This is a genomic window from uncultured Winogradskyella sp., assembly GCF_947498005.1.
Taxonomy (GTDB): Bacteria; Bacteroidota; Bacteroidia; order Flavobacteriales; family Flavobacteriaceae; genus Winogradskyella.
Window position 1 is genome coordinate 13,140 of sequence record NZ_CANMIW010000014.1, and the last position, 16,443, is coordinate 29,582.

A 16,443-nucleotide genomic window follows, 5' to 3' on the forward strand; every position below is an offset into this window, starting at 1 on the left:
AGTTAGGTTTTATTATCTACTTCTAGATTTTTCTAATCTTTGGTAAGAGCTTCCTCACTGTATTGCTCTAATAATATTAAAAATAGTTGACTATTTTGTACTAACTCTTCTAACAACTGCATTTTATTTTCGTCTTTTAATAACTTAGTACTTATTTGTTTTGTTTCGCAGAAATCGTAAAATAGATAGGTTTTATCTTCAGGAATTTTTAAATCTTTGGTCATTAAGTCTTTATTAAAAAAATCACTTTTGTTAAATAAAGAATCCATTTGTGTATAAGTGATGGGTTGATAAACAGGAGCAACATATTTATCATCATTTTTGAATAGTTTGGCAACTAAACCAATAACCGCTAAAATGTCTATAGATCCATTTGCATTGCATGGTTGGTATAAATGTGGATTGTTTTTGATATCCTCTTTTAGTATATTTTGAAGGTTATTATTATAAGTTTCTTCTGTAAATACGGGTTGCTCAGGTTCTGCTTTAATTTCAACTTCGTCTAGTTCATTTAAAATTTCTTCTAGTTCGAAAACGAATGTTCCTTTAAAATGAATGTCCTCTAAAACTATAGTCTTTTTATGATAGAATAAGGATTCAAATGTAATGCTGTCTGCGACCTTAGCAGTAATACTAAAATCGCCTTCTTCATTGGTTAGCGTTAACCGATTTTGAGTGTTATTATAAACTTTAATGTTTTTTATAGTGCCTTTTGAGTCGTATACTTTGCCTTTTAAAGTTTGGGCATTATGTAATAATGGAAGGCATAACAGAAAGAGGAGGAAAGTAATTTTTTGCATATTATAGTTGATTGATGCCTTAAAGAAAAGTGAATTAATCGAAACTATACTTAGCGTTAAATAAACTTTAACCTAATAAAATGTTAATTAAAAAGTTCGCCAATTTCTGGAGTTATACGTGTTGGTCTTTGCGTTTTATTATCTATTAAGCACCATTTTGCTTTAGATTTTACTATCAATTTTTTGGTGTTTGCATTAGTGATTTCTACATGTCTTATGGTAGATACGCCTTCAACTAAAGGAACATAAGTTTTTAAATGTATTGTATCGCCTAACAATGCCTGACTTTTATATTCAATAAAGTGATTTACTAAAAACCAGGAGTAAGATGCTAGGATATCTTGTGTAGCAAATGCAAGCCAATGATCCTTTGCTATGTCTTGAACCCATTGTACATAACGAACGTTATTTACATGGTTAAGGTCATCTATATCATCTTCTGAAACCGTTATGGTTTTTTCAAATATTTGCATCTTCAGTTTTTGATGCTTAAAGATATTATTTCTTGTTAAATAACCTTTTTATTCTGTAAAAGAATTTGCCTATTGTGGTTCTTTTTTTTGAATCGTTTGTTAATTGATTATTAATAGAAATCGGATCTGTAGGAGTATTATGGTTATAAACTTTAATACCACCAGCAACTACACTTACTTCACCTAGAATTTCCATTTCATTTGTTTGAAGCTTAATATCGATATGCTTTGTGTTTTCAACTTTTATTTCTTGTGAGATGAAACCTAAATAACTAAAGATAAGTATTTCGCCTTTTTTTACTTCAATGGTGTATTTTCCATCAAAATCAGTTTCAATTTTTTGGTTAGTACTTTTTACGACGATAGAAACACCTGCCATAGGTGTACCTAAATCCGCTTCCGTAACTTTGCCGTAAATTTTGTGCATGGCTAATATAGAGGTAGCTATTCTACCATTAATCACTGGTTTTATTGTTGTTTCTGTTCTAATAGATTTTGGTGCGCCTTGCGCATACATATATTGGTTCCCTATTGCCAAAAATGCAAATAGGCCAGAAGCTACCCAAGACAAATAATTATTTTTATTCTTTCTGGCTAATACAATATCTCTATCGACTTGTTCGGTTTTAAACCTTCCGCACAGGTTGCCTTTAAATTCTAATGATTTAATGATTTGCTCATCTGTTTGTTTTGAAAAATCTACAACAGTTTTATCGCATACAGCACAATTACGTCCTTTATCTTTAGGTGTCATTTTATTCCAATCCTCGTGGCAAGGCTCTGGTATACTAATGGTAATAACTTTTCTCATGGTTTCTATGATTTACATCAAAGAACCAAAAGTTAGTCGTTATATAAAACTTACAATGAGTAAAGTCGTCTTTTCAGTGAGTGAAGTCTAATAATTATTGCGCAGTAATTTTTACTTCAAAAAGTTTATCCCAGTTTTTTCCTGTTACAAAAATTGTTTTACGCTCAGGATGATAGGCAATTCCGTTTAACACATCTAAATCTGCATGTTGTTTTACGAGCGCTTTTAGCGGTTTAAAGTTTATAACACCATCAACACCACCTGTTTTTGGGTTTATAATAGCAACACCATTTCTTTGATAGATATTGGCAAATATTTTACCATCAATCCATTCTAGCTCATTGATTCTAGGGATTTTACCTTTTTCGGTATAAACTTCAATGTGTCCTTTTTCAGTAAGATTTTCAGGATCTAGTAAATATATTTTTTCTGTTCCGTCAGATTTATATAACGTTTTTCCGTCATTACAAATTCCCCAACCTTCTTTACTTGTTCCGTAATTAAATGTACTCAGTTTCTCAAAGCTGTTTACATCGTAAACGAAACCTCTTTGAGATTGCCATGTTAGTTGATAGATTTTATCGTCTAAAACTGTTAAGCCTTCTCCAAAATATTGGTCTTCTAAATTGATGTTTTTTAAAACCTCTCCTGTTTCAAAATTTACTTTTCTAAGTTTAGATTCTGTTTTTTGACCAGTACTTTCGTATAAATCGCCATTAAAAAATTCTAGTCCTTGTGTATAAGAGGTAATATCATGAGGAAATGTATTTACAATCTCATAAGTGTATATTGTTGGGATTACATTATTGTAAACAACAACAGGTTTTGTTATGGTTTCTGATTTGTCACCAATTGTTACATTCGCGGTAATGGTTTTACTACCTAAAGTTACACCATTTAAAACTGTATTGTTTTCAATTGGCTGACCATCTAGTTGATAACTAACCTTCGAAATCTCTAATTTTTCTGGGTTATCTATAGATAATTTTAATGTGTCGCCAGACATCAATGATTTTTCATTCGTTTTTATAGATAAACTAGATTTATTTGAAGAATTATTTTCTCCACAACCTAATACTAATATTGTTAAAGTAAAGAGAATGAAATATTTAGATGCTAACATAAGTTGGTTATTATTTTTTAGCAAGTTATTAAATTAAATTCAGTTTAAAAATCTAAATAAATCGTTGTGTAAGTTTGAAAAGGTTGTATCTTTGCAGCCGGCAAGTCCTACACAACCAGCTCCTGTTGAATCCTCCAGGGCGGGAACGCAGCAAAGGTAAACGGTTGTAGCGGTGTGATGTAGGTAGCTTGCCTTTTTTTGTACCCTAAACTCAAATCTTAAAAGCCTTGGCTGATGAGATTTTTTTGTTTTACAAATAGTTTAAAATTCTTATTTAATTTAGGGTTATACGTTTTCTAAGTAACGCTTTATATGACAATGAAGCGTCTTTTTAATCTATAGTAATTTTGGAATTCGTATTTTCGAATTTGTAATTTAAAAAGCATTATGTCTAAAGTTGTTTTAATAACAGGTGGTTCTTCTGGAATAGGAAAATCGGTTGGTGAGTTTCTTCAAACCAAAGGATTTAAAGTTTATGGTACTAGTAGAAATCCAAATAATTATCCTAATAGTAAATTTCCTATTGTAGCTTTAGATGTTACTCAACCAGAAACAATTTCTAAATGTGTTTTTGATGTGCTTTCTATAGAATCTAAAATTGATGTACTTATTAATAATGCAGGTGCAGGAATTACAGGTCCAATTGAAGAAATACCAGACGAAGAAATAAAGCGAAATTTCGAAACCAACTTCTTTGGCCCAATAAATGTAATTAAAGCTGTTTTACCATCGATGCGCAAACAAAAATCGGGCTTAATTATAAATGTTACCTCAATTGCAGGTTATATGGGATTACCTTATAGAGGTGTTTACAGTGCAAGCAAAGGCGCATTAGAGTTAATAACGGAAGCCTTTAGAATGGAATTAAAAGGTTTTAATGTAAACATGACTAACGTTGCTCCTGGCGATTTTGCCACGAATATAGCAGCAGGTCGTTACCATGCACCAGCATTAGAAAGTTCACCTTACAAAGAAACTTATGGTAAAACTTTAAGTATGATGGATGAACACGTAGATAGTGGTAGTGATCCAAAACAGATGGCAGAAGCTATTTATAAGATTATTGAAAGTAAAAACCCTAAAATTCATTATAAGGTTGGTGTTTTTATGCAAAAATTTTCAATTGTTTTAAAACGAATTCTTCCAGATACGGTTTACGAAAAGATGTTGATGAATCATTATAAGTTATAGATTTGGTATGTTTATTGTGACTTAGGTTTTCAAATAAGCTATTATGAAATCAAATTACATTCTTCCGTTATTATTCTGTATTTTATTTTTTGGTTGTGAAGACACCTTAAGTTGTATTATTCCAAGAGAACCAGAACTTCCTAATAAATCATTTCCTATTACAACAGTAGATAGTTATTTCTACACATCTCTTAAGGCTGAAATAAATAATGAACCACGAGATGATGATTACGATTATTATTTTGATGTTAAAGGTTTACCTCTAGGTATGGAATACGTCGTTAATTACAGAACTTTAAAATTACAAGGCATACCAGAAGTATCAGGCACTTATAGAATTACGGTATATTTAGATGTTGATGGTCCTTTTAGGGATTTCCAAGATGATTCTGAAATTCTATGTAATTATAGTACTATTAAAAGCTATTTGTTGATAGTTGAGTAACAATGATGAATTACTAATAGTTTCTTTTTAATATATTCTGAAAATCATTTCTATAAATTAGGCTATAAGTTGTAAATTCGCAGCAACTTATTTTATAATAATATAAAACAACATAACATGAAATTTTTTATCGATACTGCGAACCTAGAGCAAATTAAAGAAGCTCAAGATATGGGTATTTTAGATGGTGTTACAACGAACCCATCATTAATGGCAAAAGAAGGTATTACTGGTACTAACAATATATTAAAGCACTACGTTGATATTTGTAATATTGTTGAAGGTGATGTTTCTGCAGAAGTTATTTCTACAGATTTTGAAGGCATGGTAAGAGAAGGTGAGGCTTTAGCAGAGTTGCATGACCAGATCGTAATTAAATTACCAATGATAAAAGATGGTATTAAGGCATGTAAGTATTTTTCTGATAGAGGTATAAAGACAAACGTTACTTTGGTGTTTTCTCCTGGTCAAGCTTTATTAGCAGCAAAAGCTGGTGCAACATATGTTTCTCCTTTTATTGGACGTTTAGATGATATTTCTACAGATGGATTAAATCTAATTGCAGAAATCCGTCATATTTATGATAACTATGCTTTTGAAACTGAAATTTTAGCTGCATCAGTACGTCATACAATGCACGTAATTGACTGTGCAAAGTTAGGTGCAGATGTAATGACAGGTCCATTAAGTTCTATTACAGGCTTACTTAAGCATCCATTAACAGATGCAGGATTAGCTAAATTCTTGGCTGATTATAACAAAGGAAACTAAACTTATTTTTATAACAGTTTAAAAAGCATCTTGTTTAGCGACAAGATGTTTTTTTTGTAATAAATTGTCGAGGGTACTTTCAAACTCTGGGCTAAAAATATTAGTGTTTGGATGAAGTATAATGCCCTTTTCATCAACAATTATAGATTTGTTAAGGTAATTCACGGCTAATTTTTTTCTAGCTGCTTTAGAATTTTTAAATTTAAATTCGTTTTCTGTTGAGAAGTTGTAATTATCTATGATTTTTTTCCAAAATTTATCGTCATTATCATTTACGTTAATTGAAATAAAATCCATATTAGGATATTTCGATTTCAATTTCTCTACAACATGATGGCTATTTCTATATTGCGCTTTAGAATTAGACGCCCAAAAATAAATAATCGATGGTTTTTTTATAATAGAATCGATATTATGATGCGTGTCATTGTAGCCAACCAATTCAATATTAGGTAGCGTATTACCTTGTCTTAGTAGTTTTAAGGAAGACACCAACTCTTTCATATACGTTTTGTCTTTCTTATTTGTAGTTTTTGCTAAATAATAATGTAATAATTCATCAGCTTCATCCTCTGTGTGATTGTTACTAATATACTCTCTTGCTTTATATTTTAGTAAGTTATTTTTTATGGTTGTATCTGTAATGATACTATCTATTAAATCTAGCTTCGTTTTATTATATTCCATAGCGTGTCTATTAAACTTGCTATGATAAGGATTAGCTTCATAGTACTTACAAATGGCAAGATTATCTATGTTAGAAAATAGAAATCTATTATATGCAAAAAAGTGACTTAAGTAATTAGCGTTGTAGTCTATATTCTCTCTATGATTAAAGAAATTTTCAGGTAGATCCTTAATGTGAATCATTTTATTACTCCCAAAATAAGCGAATGGATAAATTTCCTTATCAGCATAAGTATTGTAATTGATATTCGCTTCTACAATAGATTTAAAGAATTCTGTTTCGTCATTATCAAGTAAAAACTCATGAAACTCTTTCAATTGATTCTCTCTTCTATTCTCAACAAAATCAAAGAAGTCTTCTGGTTCCATTTTAGAATATTTTACCAGTTTTTTTGCCTCTTCTTCATTCGATAAATAGGTCTTAATTAGGTAATTATTCTTTTTTGCACCTTTACCAGTAAATACAAGAGACTCATCAAAATCATACGTGTTTAAACGAATCATCATACTGTCGTTAGGTTCTAACAATAGCATTTGATATTCGCCACCGTGCGTAATGGAATGAAGTCCTGATTTTAGGTTATCAACTTTGTAAAGAAATCTGTTGTTTTTATCTAATGTAATGGAATCTACGATCTCGCCTTTGGTATTAAAAAGTACGACACTCTTATTTTTTGGATTAATAATTTCGCCACCAATATAAGCATGCTCACTATTGCTTCCACCTTTAAAATGACATCCAAAAGTGACAGACAACAATATTATAGCAATTGCAATATTTCGAGTTAGCATAAAAATATGAATTATTAAGTCTAACAAAAATATAGGTTGATGTCATTAAGTCTTGTTAATACCTCGTTAAAACTTAACTTTAGGTAATTGCGTGAGGCATAAATAGCTTTTAATCAGGTTTTTGTGTCGTTAAAGGTTCAGGTTAAAGCTTGTTAAAACTTTGTCCTTAATAGTTTTTGTTATCAATTAATATCTAAAATGATAGAATTTTACATTATTTATGATTCCTAGTAATGTAATATGGCAGAATTTGTGTTTAATTTTCTACTTTTGCAAATTCAAAAAACACCTTAATATTTCTAAGGTCAACAGAATAAAGTTATAAATTATGTTATCAGTTTCTAATCTTTCGGTCCAATTCGGAAAACGCGTACTTTTTGATGAAGTAAGTACTACATTTAATAATGGTAATTGCTATGGAATTATTGGTGCTAATGGTGCCGGAAAATCGACGTTTTTAAAAATTATTGCAGGCAAAATGGATCCGACTTCGGGAAGTGTTCATTTAGAGCCTGGTAAACGCATGTCTGTTTTAGAGCAAAACCATAATAAACATGATGATGATACTGTTTTAGAAACCGTATTAAAAGGTAATATTCCACTTTATAATTTGAAATCTCAGATTGATGCACTTTATGCAGATTATACAGATGAAAACGCAGAAAAAATTGGAGAATTACAAGTTCAGTTTGAAGAATTGAATGGTTGGAATGCAGATAGCGATGCTGCAGCCATGTTATCTAACTTAGGTATTAAGGAAGATTACCATTATACCTTAATGAAAGATTTAGATGGTAAGCAAAAAGTACGTGTATTATTAGCACAAGCTTTATTTGGAAATCCAGATTTATTAATCATGGATGAGCCTACCAATGATTTAGATTATGAAACCATTTCTTGGTTAGAAAACTTCTTGGCCAATTATGATAATTGTGTTATTGTTGTTTCTCACGATAGGCACTTCTTAGATGCTGTTTGTACACATATTTCAGATATAGATTTCGGAAAAATTAATCATTTCTCAGGTAATTATACGTTTTGGTATGAGTCGTCTCAGTTAGCAGCAAGACAACACGCACAACAAAACAAAAAAGCTGAAGAAAAGAAAAAAGAATTAGAAGACTTTATTAGAAGATTCTCTGCTAACGTTGCTAAGTCTAAGCAAGCAACGAGTAGAAAGAAGATGATTGATAAATTAAATATTTCTGAAATTAAACGCTCTAGTCGTCGTTATCCTGCGATTATTTTTGAGCGCGATCGTGAAGCTGGAGATCAAATTTTAAATGTTGAGGGTTTAACGGCAAGTTTAGAAGGCGATGTTTTATTTAAAAATATTGATATTAATCTTAATAAAGGAGATAAGGTCGTCGTTTACTCAAAAGATTCTAGAGCAACAAGTGCATTCTATCAAATTTTAAATGGTTACGAAGAAGCTGATTCGGGTAAATTTGCTTGGGGAGTTACAACAACCCAATCGTATTTACCTTTAGATAACAGTGAGTTTTTCAACAATAAGTTATCATTAGTAGATTGGTTACGTCAATGGGCACAAACTGAAGAAGAACGCGAAGAAGTAAACATTAGAGGATTTTTAGGAAAAATGATTTTTAGTGGAGAAGAAGCTTTAAAAACTTCAGATGTGTTATCAGGAGGCGAAAAAGTACGTTGTATGTTGAGCCGAATGATGATGATGAGAGCTAATGTGTTAATGTTAGACGAACCTACTAATCACTTAGATTTAGAAAGTATTACGGCGTTTAACAATTCATTAAAGAACTTTAAAGGGACTTTATTATTAACAACACACGATCATGAGTTTGCACAAACCGTTGGTATTAGAATTATAGAATTAACTCCAAATGGCGTTATTGATCGTTACATGACGTTTGATGAATACATGAATGATAAGAAAATAAAAGAACAACGTGAAAAGATGTATGCAGTGAATGCATAATGTCATTTTACAAATTGATCATAAAAAAAGCTAGTGTTATAGAACACTAGCTTTTTTTATTTCTTAATTGTTGCATTTACGAAGCCGAAGCTTCCATATCAGCTTCCACACGAGTAACTATAGCCTGTGCTTTTTCTAATTCATCATTGTGTACATAAATCTCTTGTATACCATTACTAATTGATCCTTGGCCACCTAATCGTTGCGATTCGCCTTCGTCTTTAATAATTGGTACAATACCTCCAACTTCCAACTCATCTTTTATGCGAGTTGCTAAAATAAAATTCCCGTGATAAACTTTTGTATATTCTGAAGTGCTCATATTTATTAGTATTTAATGTTTAAGAAAAGTTACAAAAATATATTGACATACACTCTTAAAAACATCACAATTTTATCGCGTTAAACTATGATTTTTTAAATGTCAATAGTTTTTGGCTATTGAAATATTGGATATTATCATATGATAAATTTAACTCATCGGACATTATTTTATATTTTTATCGAAGAAACACAGTAAAAAATATAAAATATGGAAAAATCATCCCACGATTCTGCTGATCCTATACATGCGGAAAATCAAGAAGCAAACCACCATAACGGTTCAGATATTAGTCAATGTCCTTTTATGCAAGGGGCAATTACAACTACTGAAAAGACGGTTACAGATTGGTGGCCAAATACATTAAATCTTGATATTTTACATCAGCACGATTCAAAAACGAATCCTTTAGGTGCAGATTTTGATTATCACGAAGAATTAAAAAAATTAGATGTAGATGCTCTTAAAAAGGATTTACATGAGTTTATGACCGATTCTCAAGATTGGTGGCCTGCAGATTGGGGACATTATGGAGGACTAATGATTAGAATGGCTTGGCACTCAGCAGGATCTTATAGATTAGCTGATGGACGTGGTGGTGGAGGAACAGGTAATCTACGTTTTGCACCGTTAAATTCATGGCCAGATAACGTAAGTTTAGATAAAGCGAAACGTTTATTATGGCCTATTAAGAAAAAATATGGCAATAAAGTAAGTTGGGCAGATTTAATCATCTTAGCTGGTACAATCGCTTACGAAAGTATGGGACTAAAAACTTACGGTTTTGCTTTTGGTCGTCAAGATATTTGGCACCCAGAAAAGGATGTATATTGGGGCGCAGAAAAAGAATGGCTAGCGCCAAGTGATGAGCGTTATGGTAACGTTGATAAGCCAGATACTATGGAAAACCCTTTAGCTGCTGTGCAAATGGGATTAATCTATGTGAATCCAGAAGGTGTTAATGGTAAACAAGATCCATTAAAGACAGCTAAACAAGTACGTGAAACTTTTAAGCGTATGGCAATGAATGATGAAGAAACTGTTGCTTTAACAGCTGGTGGACATACAGTAGGTAAAACACATGGAAATGGCGATGCAAGTATTTTAGGACCAGATCCAGAAAGTGCTGATGTTGAAGCACAAGGTATGGGTTGGGCAAATCCTACAAAATCTGGTAAAGGGAGATATACAGTTACGAGTGGTTTAGAAGGTGCTTGGACAACGCATCCGACAAAATGGGATAATGGCTTTTTTGAAATGTTATTTAACCATGAGTGGGAATCTAGAAAAAGTCCTGCAGGAGCAGATCAGTGGGAACCTGTAAGTATTAAAGAAGAGGATAAGCCTGTAGATGTTGAAGATTTAACAACTAAGCATAATCCAATGATGACTGATGCAGATATGGCCATGAAAATGGATCCTATCTACAGAGAGATTTCATTAAAATTCATGAATGATTTCGAATATTTCTCTGATACTTTTGCTCGTGCTTGGTTTAAGTTAACGCATCGTGATTTGGGACCAAAAGACCGTTGGTTTGGACCAGATGTACCTCAAGAAGATTTAATTTGGCAAGATCCTATTCCTAAAGGAAATTACAATTACGATGTAAATGCGGTAAAAGCAAAAATTGCCAGTACAGATTTAACAATTTCTGAGTTAGTGTCTACAGCTTGGGATAGTGCGAGAACGTATAGAGGATCAGATTTTAGAGGTGGATCTAATGGTGCGCGCATTCGACTAGAACCTCAAAATGCTTGGGAAGGAAACGAGCCTGCTCAATTACAAAACGTATTATCTATTTTAGAACCAATTGCTTCAGAATTTGGAATAAGTGTTGCAGATACTATTGTATTAGCTGGAAATGTTGGAGTAGAAAGAGCTATTAAAAATGCTGGATTGGACATCAATGTGCCTTTTGCACCAGGTAGAGGAGATGCTTCACAAGAGATGACAGATGTTGAGTCGTTTGAATCATTAGAACCTTTGGCAGATGGTTATAGAAATTACCAGAAAGAAGAGTACGTTGTGAGTCCAGAAGAAATGTTATTAGATAAAACGCAGTTACTCGGATTAACAGCAGCAGAAATGACAGTTTTAATAGGAGGAATGCGTGTAATGGGAACCAATTATGGTGGAACAAAACATGGTGTGTTTACTGAAAACGAAGGCGCTCTTACTAACGATTTCTTTGTGAATCTTACAGATATGATTTACGAATGGAAATCACTAGATAATGGTATTTACGAAATTAAAAACCGTCATACAGGCGAAGTTAAGTACACAGCTACACGTGTAGATTTAGTATTCGGATCTAATTCTATACTTCGTGCGTATTCAGAGTTGTATGCGCAAGATGATAGTAAAGAAAAGTTTGTAACAGATTTTGCTGCGGCTTGGACTAAAGTAATGAACGCTAATCGTTTTGATATATAAACTATTATAAACATTGATTTAAAAAGGAATGGACTAATGGACGTTCCTTTTTATTTTAAAAATTTTTGAAAATGAAAAAGGATACAGATGTTTTTTTTGAAGCTATAAGAGTAGGAGACATGGACCGCCTAAAAGCGTTGATGTGTATTAATCCTAATTTAGTTAATGAGAAAGATGCTAGAGGTTTTACGCCACTTATTTTAGCCACTTACTTTGATAATGAAGAAGCGACGAACATTCTTATTGAAAATAAGGCAGACATTAATGCAAAAGATGGTTCTGGTAATACTGCATTAATAGGTGTAAGCTTTAAAGGGAATATGGCTTTAGCAACAACGTTGTTGGCTAATGGTGCAGATGTAAATGCTGTAAATAATAATAAAACAACAGCATTGAATTTTGCTTCGCAGTACAACAAACCCGCTGTTGTAAAATTGTTATTAGAGCATAATGCAGATACTACTGTTAAAGATGTTGAAGGAAAAACAGCGTTCAATCATGCGGAATCAAAAGGATTTACTGAAATTATAGCATTGTTAAAGTAAATACATAGGTACTATTTCCGTGATGTCCTTTTCTATTAAACCAATTTGATGCTCTTGTAATTTTATGAGTAGTTCTTCAGAAAAATAGGATGTGAATATTTCTCATGCTTCGTTCGGAGTGACAAATTCCTCTACAGTTGTACTTATTTTAAACCAAAAAGCCTCAAACAAATGTATGATTGAGGCTTTCTATGTTATTTGAAATGACTGTTCCAAAATAATAATAGCAACGGGTTTTATTGCTAACAAAAATTCTGAGCCTAGTGATCACTGACCTATATTATATATATATAATTTTAGTATGTTATATGGTTTGAATTATTCAAAAAGTTAGTAATAGATTGTTTTCTGTGTTGGGAATTGTATTTAAACTTTAAAAACAGGTTTATTCGCTCTTACATAACTCTTAAATTCATTATAGTCTATGTATTCAAATAAGTCACTTTCAGAACAATTATTATCTAATAAACTCTTGTTTTCCTTAAAAGAAGAAGCTTCATGAATATTATCATGCAATAATGGAATAAATTCTGATAATTTTTTCTCATTATAATTAAATACTTCGGGCAATTCGTCTTGGTTTAATCGCCATGAATTACCAAATGCGTACGTAAAGTTAACCGAACCTAAAACTTCAAAAAAGTAATCTTCTGGGAAAAAGAATTTGGCTTTTAAATTACCACCAATCATCGCAGACCCATCATTATAATCTCCCAAAAGGCAATTGTGAACAGTTAAGTCTCCAAAGATAAAAAGCATTCCGCTTGTAACTACATTGTTTGCCGTTACATTACCAGTAACAAAGAGTAATTGCATTAGATCATCTAATATAGAAATACTGCCATCAACTATTAAATTTCCATGCACTATAAATACTCCTATTTCCAATTGTTCTAAACAATGTAAATTACTTAAATGAAGATCTCCATCATGAAATACAATATCTTTTTTTGTATCTATTGCTTGTTTGGCTAAATGCATAAATATGCCACCTACATCTGTTATATTTATTGTTTTTTCATTCGTTTTTTTTGATAAGATTGGAATGATAGTTTCATTAATAAACTGCTTATCAAATTGCCCTCTCAAAAAACTTTTACCGTTTTCAAAAATGGTTTCAAAGATATTTGTAATTTCAGATTCTGAAATGTTTTCATCTTCTACTGAAATTAATTCTTTTTGTACGATAGTAGGATTTAAATGTATTCCATTCTTGTCATAGTAATCAAAACGAACTGGAGATCCAGCTTTCTTTACTGCTTTAAAAACTTTGTCTTCCGAATTTCCAAATGCAAATACTTCTGAAGTAGGTTCTGATGATTTTAAATAAACATCTTCTACTTGTACTCCATTTTCAAAAGTTCCGTATCTAGAAACTTCGCCATTTGGATGAAACCTTTTGAAACTTAGTATTTGTCCATTGTCATCAAAGAACGTATGGCAACACAGATGTCCATTTGGTGCTAGCCACCATTTCCATTCGCCCACATAATTGCCTTGTTCATTTTTTGCTCCAAGTTCCCATTCATTTTGTGATGGATTCCAAATGGCTTGTTGAGGAACTGTAATAGGTTTTTCTGGATTTTTATTCATCATTATTTTATTTTACAAATCGGTTTTGTGTATAGTTATTTATGTGTTTTTAGTAACTAATTTAGTTAACTTTTAAGAACTTGTAAAAAAAAATCCACAGGAATTTTAAATCGTAAGCTCTTATGATTTAATAAATTATATACAGTGTTACCTGCTGGCTTTTATTTCGTTTATAATTTTCTTCTTTCTTTTTTTTGTCAAATTTTTAACCCAATATGTGATTATTACATCATATCCTCCAGATATTTTTCGTTCATTTTCATTCAGTTCGACAATCCAAGTTGCAATTTTATTTCCGTTTTCATTCCATTCTTTTATTTGGTCAAAATATTCCGATTTCGTTCCGAATTGTTGAGCACTATTTCCAGTTACAAAAATCACTTTCTTGTCGGTTAAATCATGATTTTTCCGCTGTTCGTCTTTCATATATTCAGTCAGAAATTCAGATTCCGTTTGAGTGAGTTTCGGATTATTATCAATTCCGCATTCAACGAGGTTTTGTCCAATTGAGTTGATTGAAATCAGCAGTAAAATTATTGTTCCAATTTTTTTCATAAGTTCGGTTTTCAGCTTGCAGGTAACGTTGTTGTATATGTTTTGTTGCGTGGTTAAGCACATGATTTAGCAAATAAAAACCGAATAGAAAATCCGCGAGGATTTTCGTAAGTAGGCTAGAACTAGCAATAAATTATATACGGTGTTGTAGCCAGTTATTTTTTTAGTATCTCATTAATCATCTCTTCGGCATTTGTGTTTTTGGGATTCAACTCCAATGACTTTTTATAGTTTAACAAAGCCAATTCATATTGTTTATTTGTATTATAAACCTCTGCTAAACTGTTATATACATTTGCATTTTCTGGAAATTCAGAAACAGCTAATTTGAATATTTTTATACTTTCAATTATTTTTTTCTCAGCTAATAAATCATACCCAAGTCCATTTAATTCATTTGGATTAGCAAAATCATAAATGTCTAAATTGTCTTTTTTTAAGTCATAGTAATACTGAATTCCTAAATCAATATTTTCAAGGCATTTATTACGAATTTGTCTATAGATAGATTTTTTGGGTAAGTTAAATGACTTTCCTTTCATTATTTTATGCATAGATTGGATTATTTCAAAGCCTTTACTTTTATTGTTAGACATTAAAATAATATTAAGGTCATTTTTTAATTCACTCATAAAGGCTGCTTCAAATTGCCAAGATTGACCGCCATGAAGATGTAATGAAAATGCATTTTGAGATATACCTAGACTGGATTCTTTGTTTTTAAAATACTGATTTTTTAATAGTAGTTCTAGAGAGGCTCTAGAAATTAATTTATTGTTGTGTAGAGCAGTAATCCATTTATTTAAATCATTTATTGATATCCATAACCTATCTTTACTAGAAGAAAATTCATCACAAGAAATTTTGTCTACATCAAAACATCTTGTTTTATTTGGATAATATAAATTAGGGTCAAATACAACATTTTTCATTTTTAAAGGGATAATAATGTTTTCTGTTACAAATTCTTGATATGATTTTTTTGTAACATTTTCAATAATCCTTTTCTGTAGAAAAATACTATTATTATTATAGTTGTACTTTGTACCAGGTTCAAATAGTAAACCGGGTAATAATTGTAAGTCTTCTAAAATGTTTTTCTCATTTTTTACATTATCATAATCAATTTGTGGAATCCCACTAACGTAGTTTAAAAGATGCTTGATGGTAACTTTTTCTGACCAAGCAGGCAAATCCAAGTCAAATTGAGATAGTTTATCATCAAATTGTAATTTTCCTTTTTCTATTAACATTACAATAGAAACTGCATTGAATTCTTTTCCAATTGAGCCTATATTAAAAATAGAATTTTCTTTGAGTTTAGTTTGTCCAGAACCGTCTGTGTATCCGAATGATTTTTGATATACAAGAGAATCATTTCTTGTAATTAATACATTGCCATTAAAAATTTCTCTTTCATAACTAATCTGCAAAAGCGAATCAATAGTTTTATTTTTTTTCAAAAAAGATTGAGATTTTTGTTCTTGTGCGTTGATAAATCCTAAAAAGGATAAACAAAGGATGAGAGTAATGTATTTGTTCATGTTTTTTTAAAATTAGGTTTATAGTCTAAAGACTAAATAATTTTAAAATTGTTACAGTTTTGTTGAATTGGCTACAACGTGTTTGTATATGGTTTGTTGCGTGGTTAAGCAACTAAGTTAGCAAATAAAAACCGAATAGAAAATCCTCGAGGATTTTCGTAAGTAGGCTAGAACTTGCAATAAATTATATACGGTGTTTTATAATCTAAAGATAAATGTAATCTTACTTCGTTGTATAAATTAATTGCATTTTTTGCTGCTCTTTTTGCGTGAGCCACGTTATCAAAGGTTTGGTCGAGATAAAACTCATCTTTCAAGATACCGTTTACACGCTCAGCCATGGCATTTTCGTAACAATGATTTTCTTCAGTCATACTGATATCTATCTTTTTTCTCTTTAG

The 16,443-nt window shown here is 31.2% G+C and carries 16 protein-coding genes and 1 other RNA gene; 7 read left to right on the top strand and 10 right to left on the bottom strand.

Translation table 11 applies throughout. The features are described 5' to 3' along the window. Positions 1–32: 32 nt before the first annotated feature. The 4 genes from Q0891_RS16725 to Q0891_RS16740 form a co-directional block, all read right to left on the bottom strand. Entirely contained in the window at positions 33–800 is a 768-nt protein-coding gene (locus Q0891_RS16725) for a hypothetical protein (RefSeq protein ID WP_299103484.1), read from the bottom strand. Positions 801–883: 83 nt separating this feature from the next. Next, positions 884–1,273: a thioesterase family protein gene (locus Q0891_RS16730; RefSeq protein ID WP_299103485.1), complete on the bottom strand. Its 390-nt coding sequence runs from the start codon at positions 1,271–1,273 to the stop codon at positions 884–886. A 25-nt stretch (positions 1,274–1,298) separates the two neighbouring features. After that, positions 1,299–2,084, bottom strand: coding sequence for a carboxypeptidase-like regulatory domain-containing protein (locus tag Q0891_RS16735; protein ID WP_299103486.1), 786 nt, complete (start codon positions 2,082–2,084; stop codon positions 1,299–1,301). 94 nt (positions 2,085–2,178) lie between these two features. Continuing rightward, the gene (locus tag Q0891_RS16740) at positions 2,179–3,207 is read right to left on the bottom strand and encodes a glutaminyl-peptide cyclotransferase (protein WP_299103487.1); all 1,029 of its coding nucleotides are present in this window, start codon (positions 3,205–3,207) and stop codon (positions 2,179–2,181) included. Positions 3,208–3,305: 98 nt separating this feature from the next. Here Q0891_RS16740 and ffs point away from each other — a divergent pair. The 4 genes from ffs (at position 3,306) to fsa (ending at position 5,614) form a co-directional block, all read left to right on the top strand. Next, positions 3,306–3,404, top strand: an RNA gene (gene ffs, locus Q0891_RS16745) — signal recognition particle sRNA small type. Positions 3,405–3,594: 190 nt separating this feature from the next. Further along, on the top strand, positions 3,595–4,398 hold the full coding sequence (locus tag Q0891_RS16750; RefSeq protein WP_299103488.1) for an SDR family oxidoreductase: 804 nt from the start codon (positions 3,595–3,597) through the stop codon (positions 4,396–4,398). A 43-nt stretch (positions 4,399–4,441) separates the two neighbouring features. Continuing rightward, entirely contained in the window at positions 4,442–4,843 is a 402-nt protein-coding gene (locus tag Q0891_RS16755) for a hypothetical protein (RefSeq protein ID WP_299103489.1), read from the top strand. Between the two features lie 117 nt (positions 4,844–4,960). Beyond that, complete coding sequence (gene fsa, locus Q0891_RS16760) at positions 4,961–5,614, top strand: fructose-6-phosphate aldolase (protein WP_299103490.1); 654 nt, start codon at positions 4,961–4,963, stop codon at positions 5,612–5,614. Between the two features lie 18 nt (positions 5,615–5,632). On the opposite strand, the gene Q0891_RS16765 is transcribed toward fsa, so the two are convergent. Beyond that, the gene (locus tag Q0891_RS16765) at positions 5,633–7,120 is read right to left on the bottom strand and encodes a thioredoxin-like domain-containing protein (protein WP_299103491.1); all 1,488 of its coding nucleotides are present in this window, start codon (positions 7,118–7,120) and stop codon (positions 5,633–5,635) included. Positions 7,121–7,421: 301 nt separating this feature from the next. Here Q0891_RS16765 and Q0891_RS16770 point away from each other — a divergent pair, with 301 nt between their 5' ends. After that, positions 7,422–9,047 (top strand): ABC-F family ATP-binding cassette domain-containing protein, encoded by a 1,626-nt coding sequence (locus Q0891_RS16770; protein ID WP_299103492.1) that lies wholly within the window; start codon positions 7,422–7,424, stop codon positions 9,045–9,047. A 76-nt stretch (positions 9,048–9,123) separates the two neighbouring features. On the opposite strand, the gene Q0891_RS16775 is transcribed toward Q0891_RS16770, so the two are convergent. Next, a complete protein-coding gene (locus tag Q0891_RS16775; RefSeq protein ID WP_299103493.1) occupies positions 9,124–9,369 on the bottom strand; it encodes a DUF2007 domain-containing protein in 246 nt (81 codons plus the stop codon). A 210-nt stretch (positions 9,370–9,579) separates the two neighbouring features. Here Q0891_RS16775 and katG point away from each other — a divergent pair, with 210 nt between their 5' ends. Beyond that, positions 9,580–11,805 carry a catalase/peroxidase HPI gene (katG, locus tag Q0891_RS16780; protein WP_299103494.1) on the top strand — a complete coding sequence of 742 codons (2,226 nt, stop codon included), beginning with the start codon at positions 9,580–9,582 and terminating at the stop codon, positions 11,803–11,805. 71 nt (positions 11,806–11,876) lie between these two features. Further along, the gene (locus Q0891_RS16785) at positions 11,877–12,350 is read left to right on the top strand and encodes an ankyrin repeat domain-containing protein (RefSeq protein ID WP_299103495.1); all 474 of its coding nucleotides are present in this window, start codon (positions 11,877–11,879) and stop codon (positions 12,348–12,350) included. A gap of 366 nt (positions 12,351–12,716) precedes the next feature. Here Q0891_RS16785 and Q0891_RS16790 read toward each other — a convergent pair whose 3' ends face one another. The 4 genes from Q0891_RS16790 to Q0891_RS16805 form a co-directional block, all read right to left on the bottom strand. Beyond that, complete coding sequence (locus tag Q0891_RS16790; RefSeq protein WP_299103496.1) at positions 12,717–13,946, bottom strand: hypothetical protein; 1,230 nt, start codon at positions 13,944–13,946, stop codon at positions 12,717–12,719. Between the two features lie 144 nt (positions 13,947–14,090). Continuing rightward, complete coding sequence (locus Q0891_RS16795; RefSeq protein WP_299103497.1) at positions 14,091–14,498, bottom strand: hypothetical protein; 408 nt, start codon at positions 14,496–14,498, stop codon at positions 14,091–14,093. Positions 14,499–14,653: 155 nt separating this feature from the next. Then, a complete protein-coding gene (locus Q0891_RS16800; protein WP_299103498.1) occupies positions 14,654–16,042 on the bottom strand; it encodes a beta-lactamase family protein in 1,389 nt (462 codons plus the stop codon). A 167-nt stretch (positions 16,043–16,209) separates the two neighbouring features. Further along, positions 16,210–16,443: integrase core domain-containing protein (locus tag Q0891_RS16805; RefSeq protein ID WP_299103499.1), on the bottom strand; the 234-nt coding region annotated here is incomplete at its 5' end.

What these genes read in the sequence shown, in the direction of transcription:
- Q0891_RS16785 (WP_299103495.1), top strand. Translation starts at nt 11,877, where the DNA reads ATGAAAAAGGATACAGATGTTTTTTTTGAAGCTATAAGAGTAGGAGAC.
- Q0891_RS16725 (WP_299103484.1), bottom strand. Translation starts at nt 800, where the DNA reads ATGCAAAAAATTACTTTCCTCCTCTTTCTGTTATGCCTTCCATTATTA.
- Q0891_RS16740 (WP_299103487.1), bottom strand. Translation starts at nt 3,207, where the DNA reads ATGTTAGCATCTAAATATTTCATTCTCTTTACTTTAACAATATTAGTA.
- Q0891_RS16730 (WP_299103485.1), bottom strand. Translation starts at nt 1,273, where the DNA reads ATGCAAATATTTGAAAAAACCATAACGGTTTCAGAAGATGATATAGAT.
- Q0891_RS16790 (WP_299103496.1), bottom strand. Translation starts at nt 13,946, where the DNA reads ATGATGAATAAAAATCCAGAAAAACCTATTACAGTTCCTCAACAAGCC.
- Q0891_RS16735 (WP_299103486.1), bottom strand. Translation starts at nt 2,084, where the DNA reads ATGAGAAAAGTTATTACCATTAGTATACCAGAGCCTTGCCACGAGGAT.
- Q0891_RS16750 (WP_299103488.1), top strand. Translation starts at nt 3,595, where the DNA reads ATGTCTAAAGTTGTTTTAATAACAGGTGGTTCTTCTGGAATAGGAAAA.
- fsa (WP_299103490.1), top strand. Translation starts at nt 4,961, where the DNA reads ATGAAATTTTTTATCGATACTGCGAACCTAGAGCAAATTAAAGAAGCT.
- katG (WP_299103494.1), top strand. Translation starts at nt 9,580, where the DNA reads ATGGAAAAATCATCCCACGATTCTGCTGATCCTATACATGCGGAAAAT.
- Q0891_RS16770 (WP_299103492.1), top strand. Translation starts at nt 7,422, where the DNA reads ATGTTATCAGTTTCTAATCTTTCGGTCCAATTCGGAAAACGCGTACTT.
- Q0891_RS16755 (WP_299103489.1), top strand. Translation starts at nt 4,442, where the DNA reads ATGAAATCAAATTACATTCTTCCGTTATTATTCTGTATTTTATTTTTT.
- Q0891_RS16800 (WP_299103498.1), bottom strand. Translation starts at nt 16,042, where the DNA reads ATGAACAAATACATTACTCTCATCCTTTGTTTATCCTTTTTAGGATTT.
- Q0891_RS16795 (WP_299103497.1), bottom strand. Translation starts at nt 14,498, where the DNA reads ATGAAAAAAATTGGAACAATAATTTTACTGCTGATTTCAATCAACTCA.
- Q0891_RS16775 (WP_299103493.1), bottom strand. Translation starts at nt 9,369, where the DNA reads ATGAGCACTTCAGAATATACAAAAGTTTATCACGGGAATTTTATTTTA.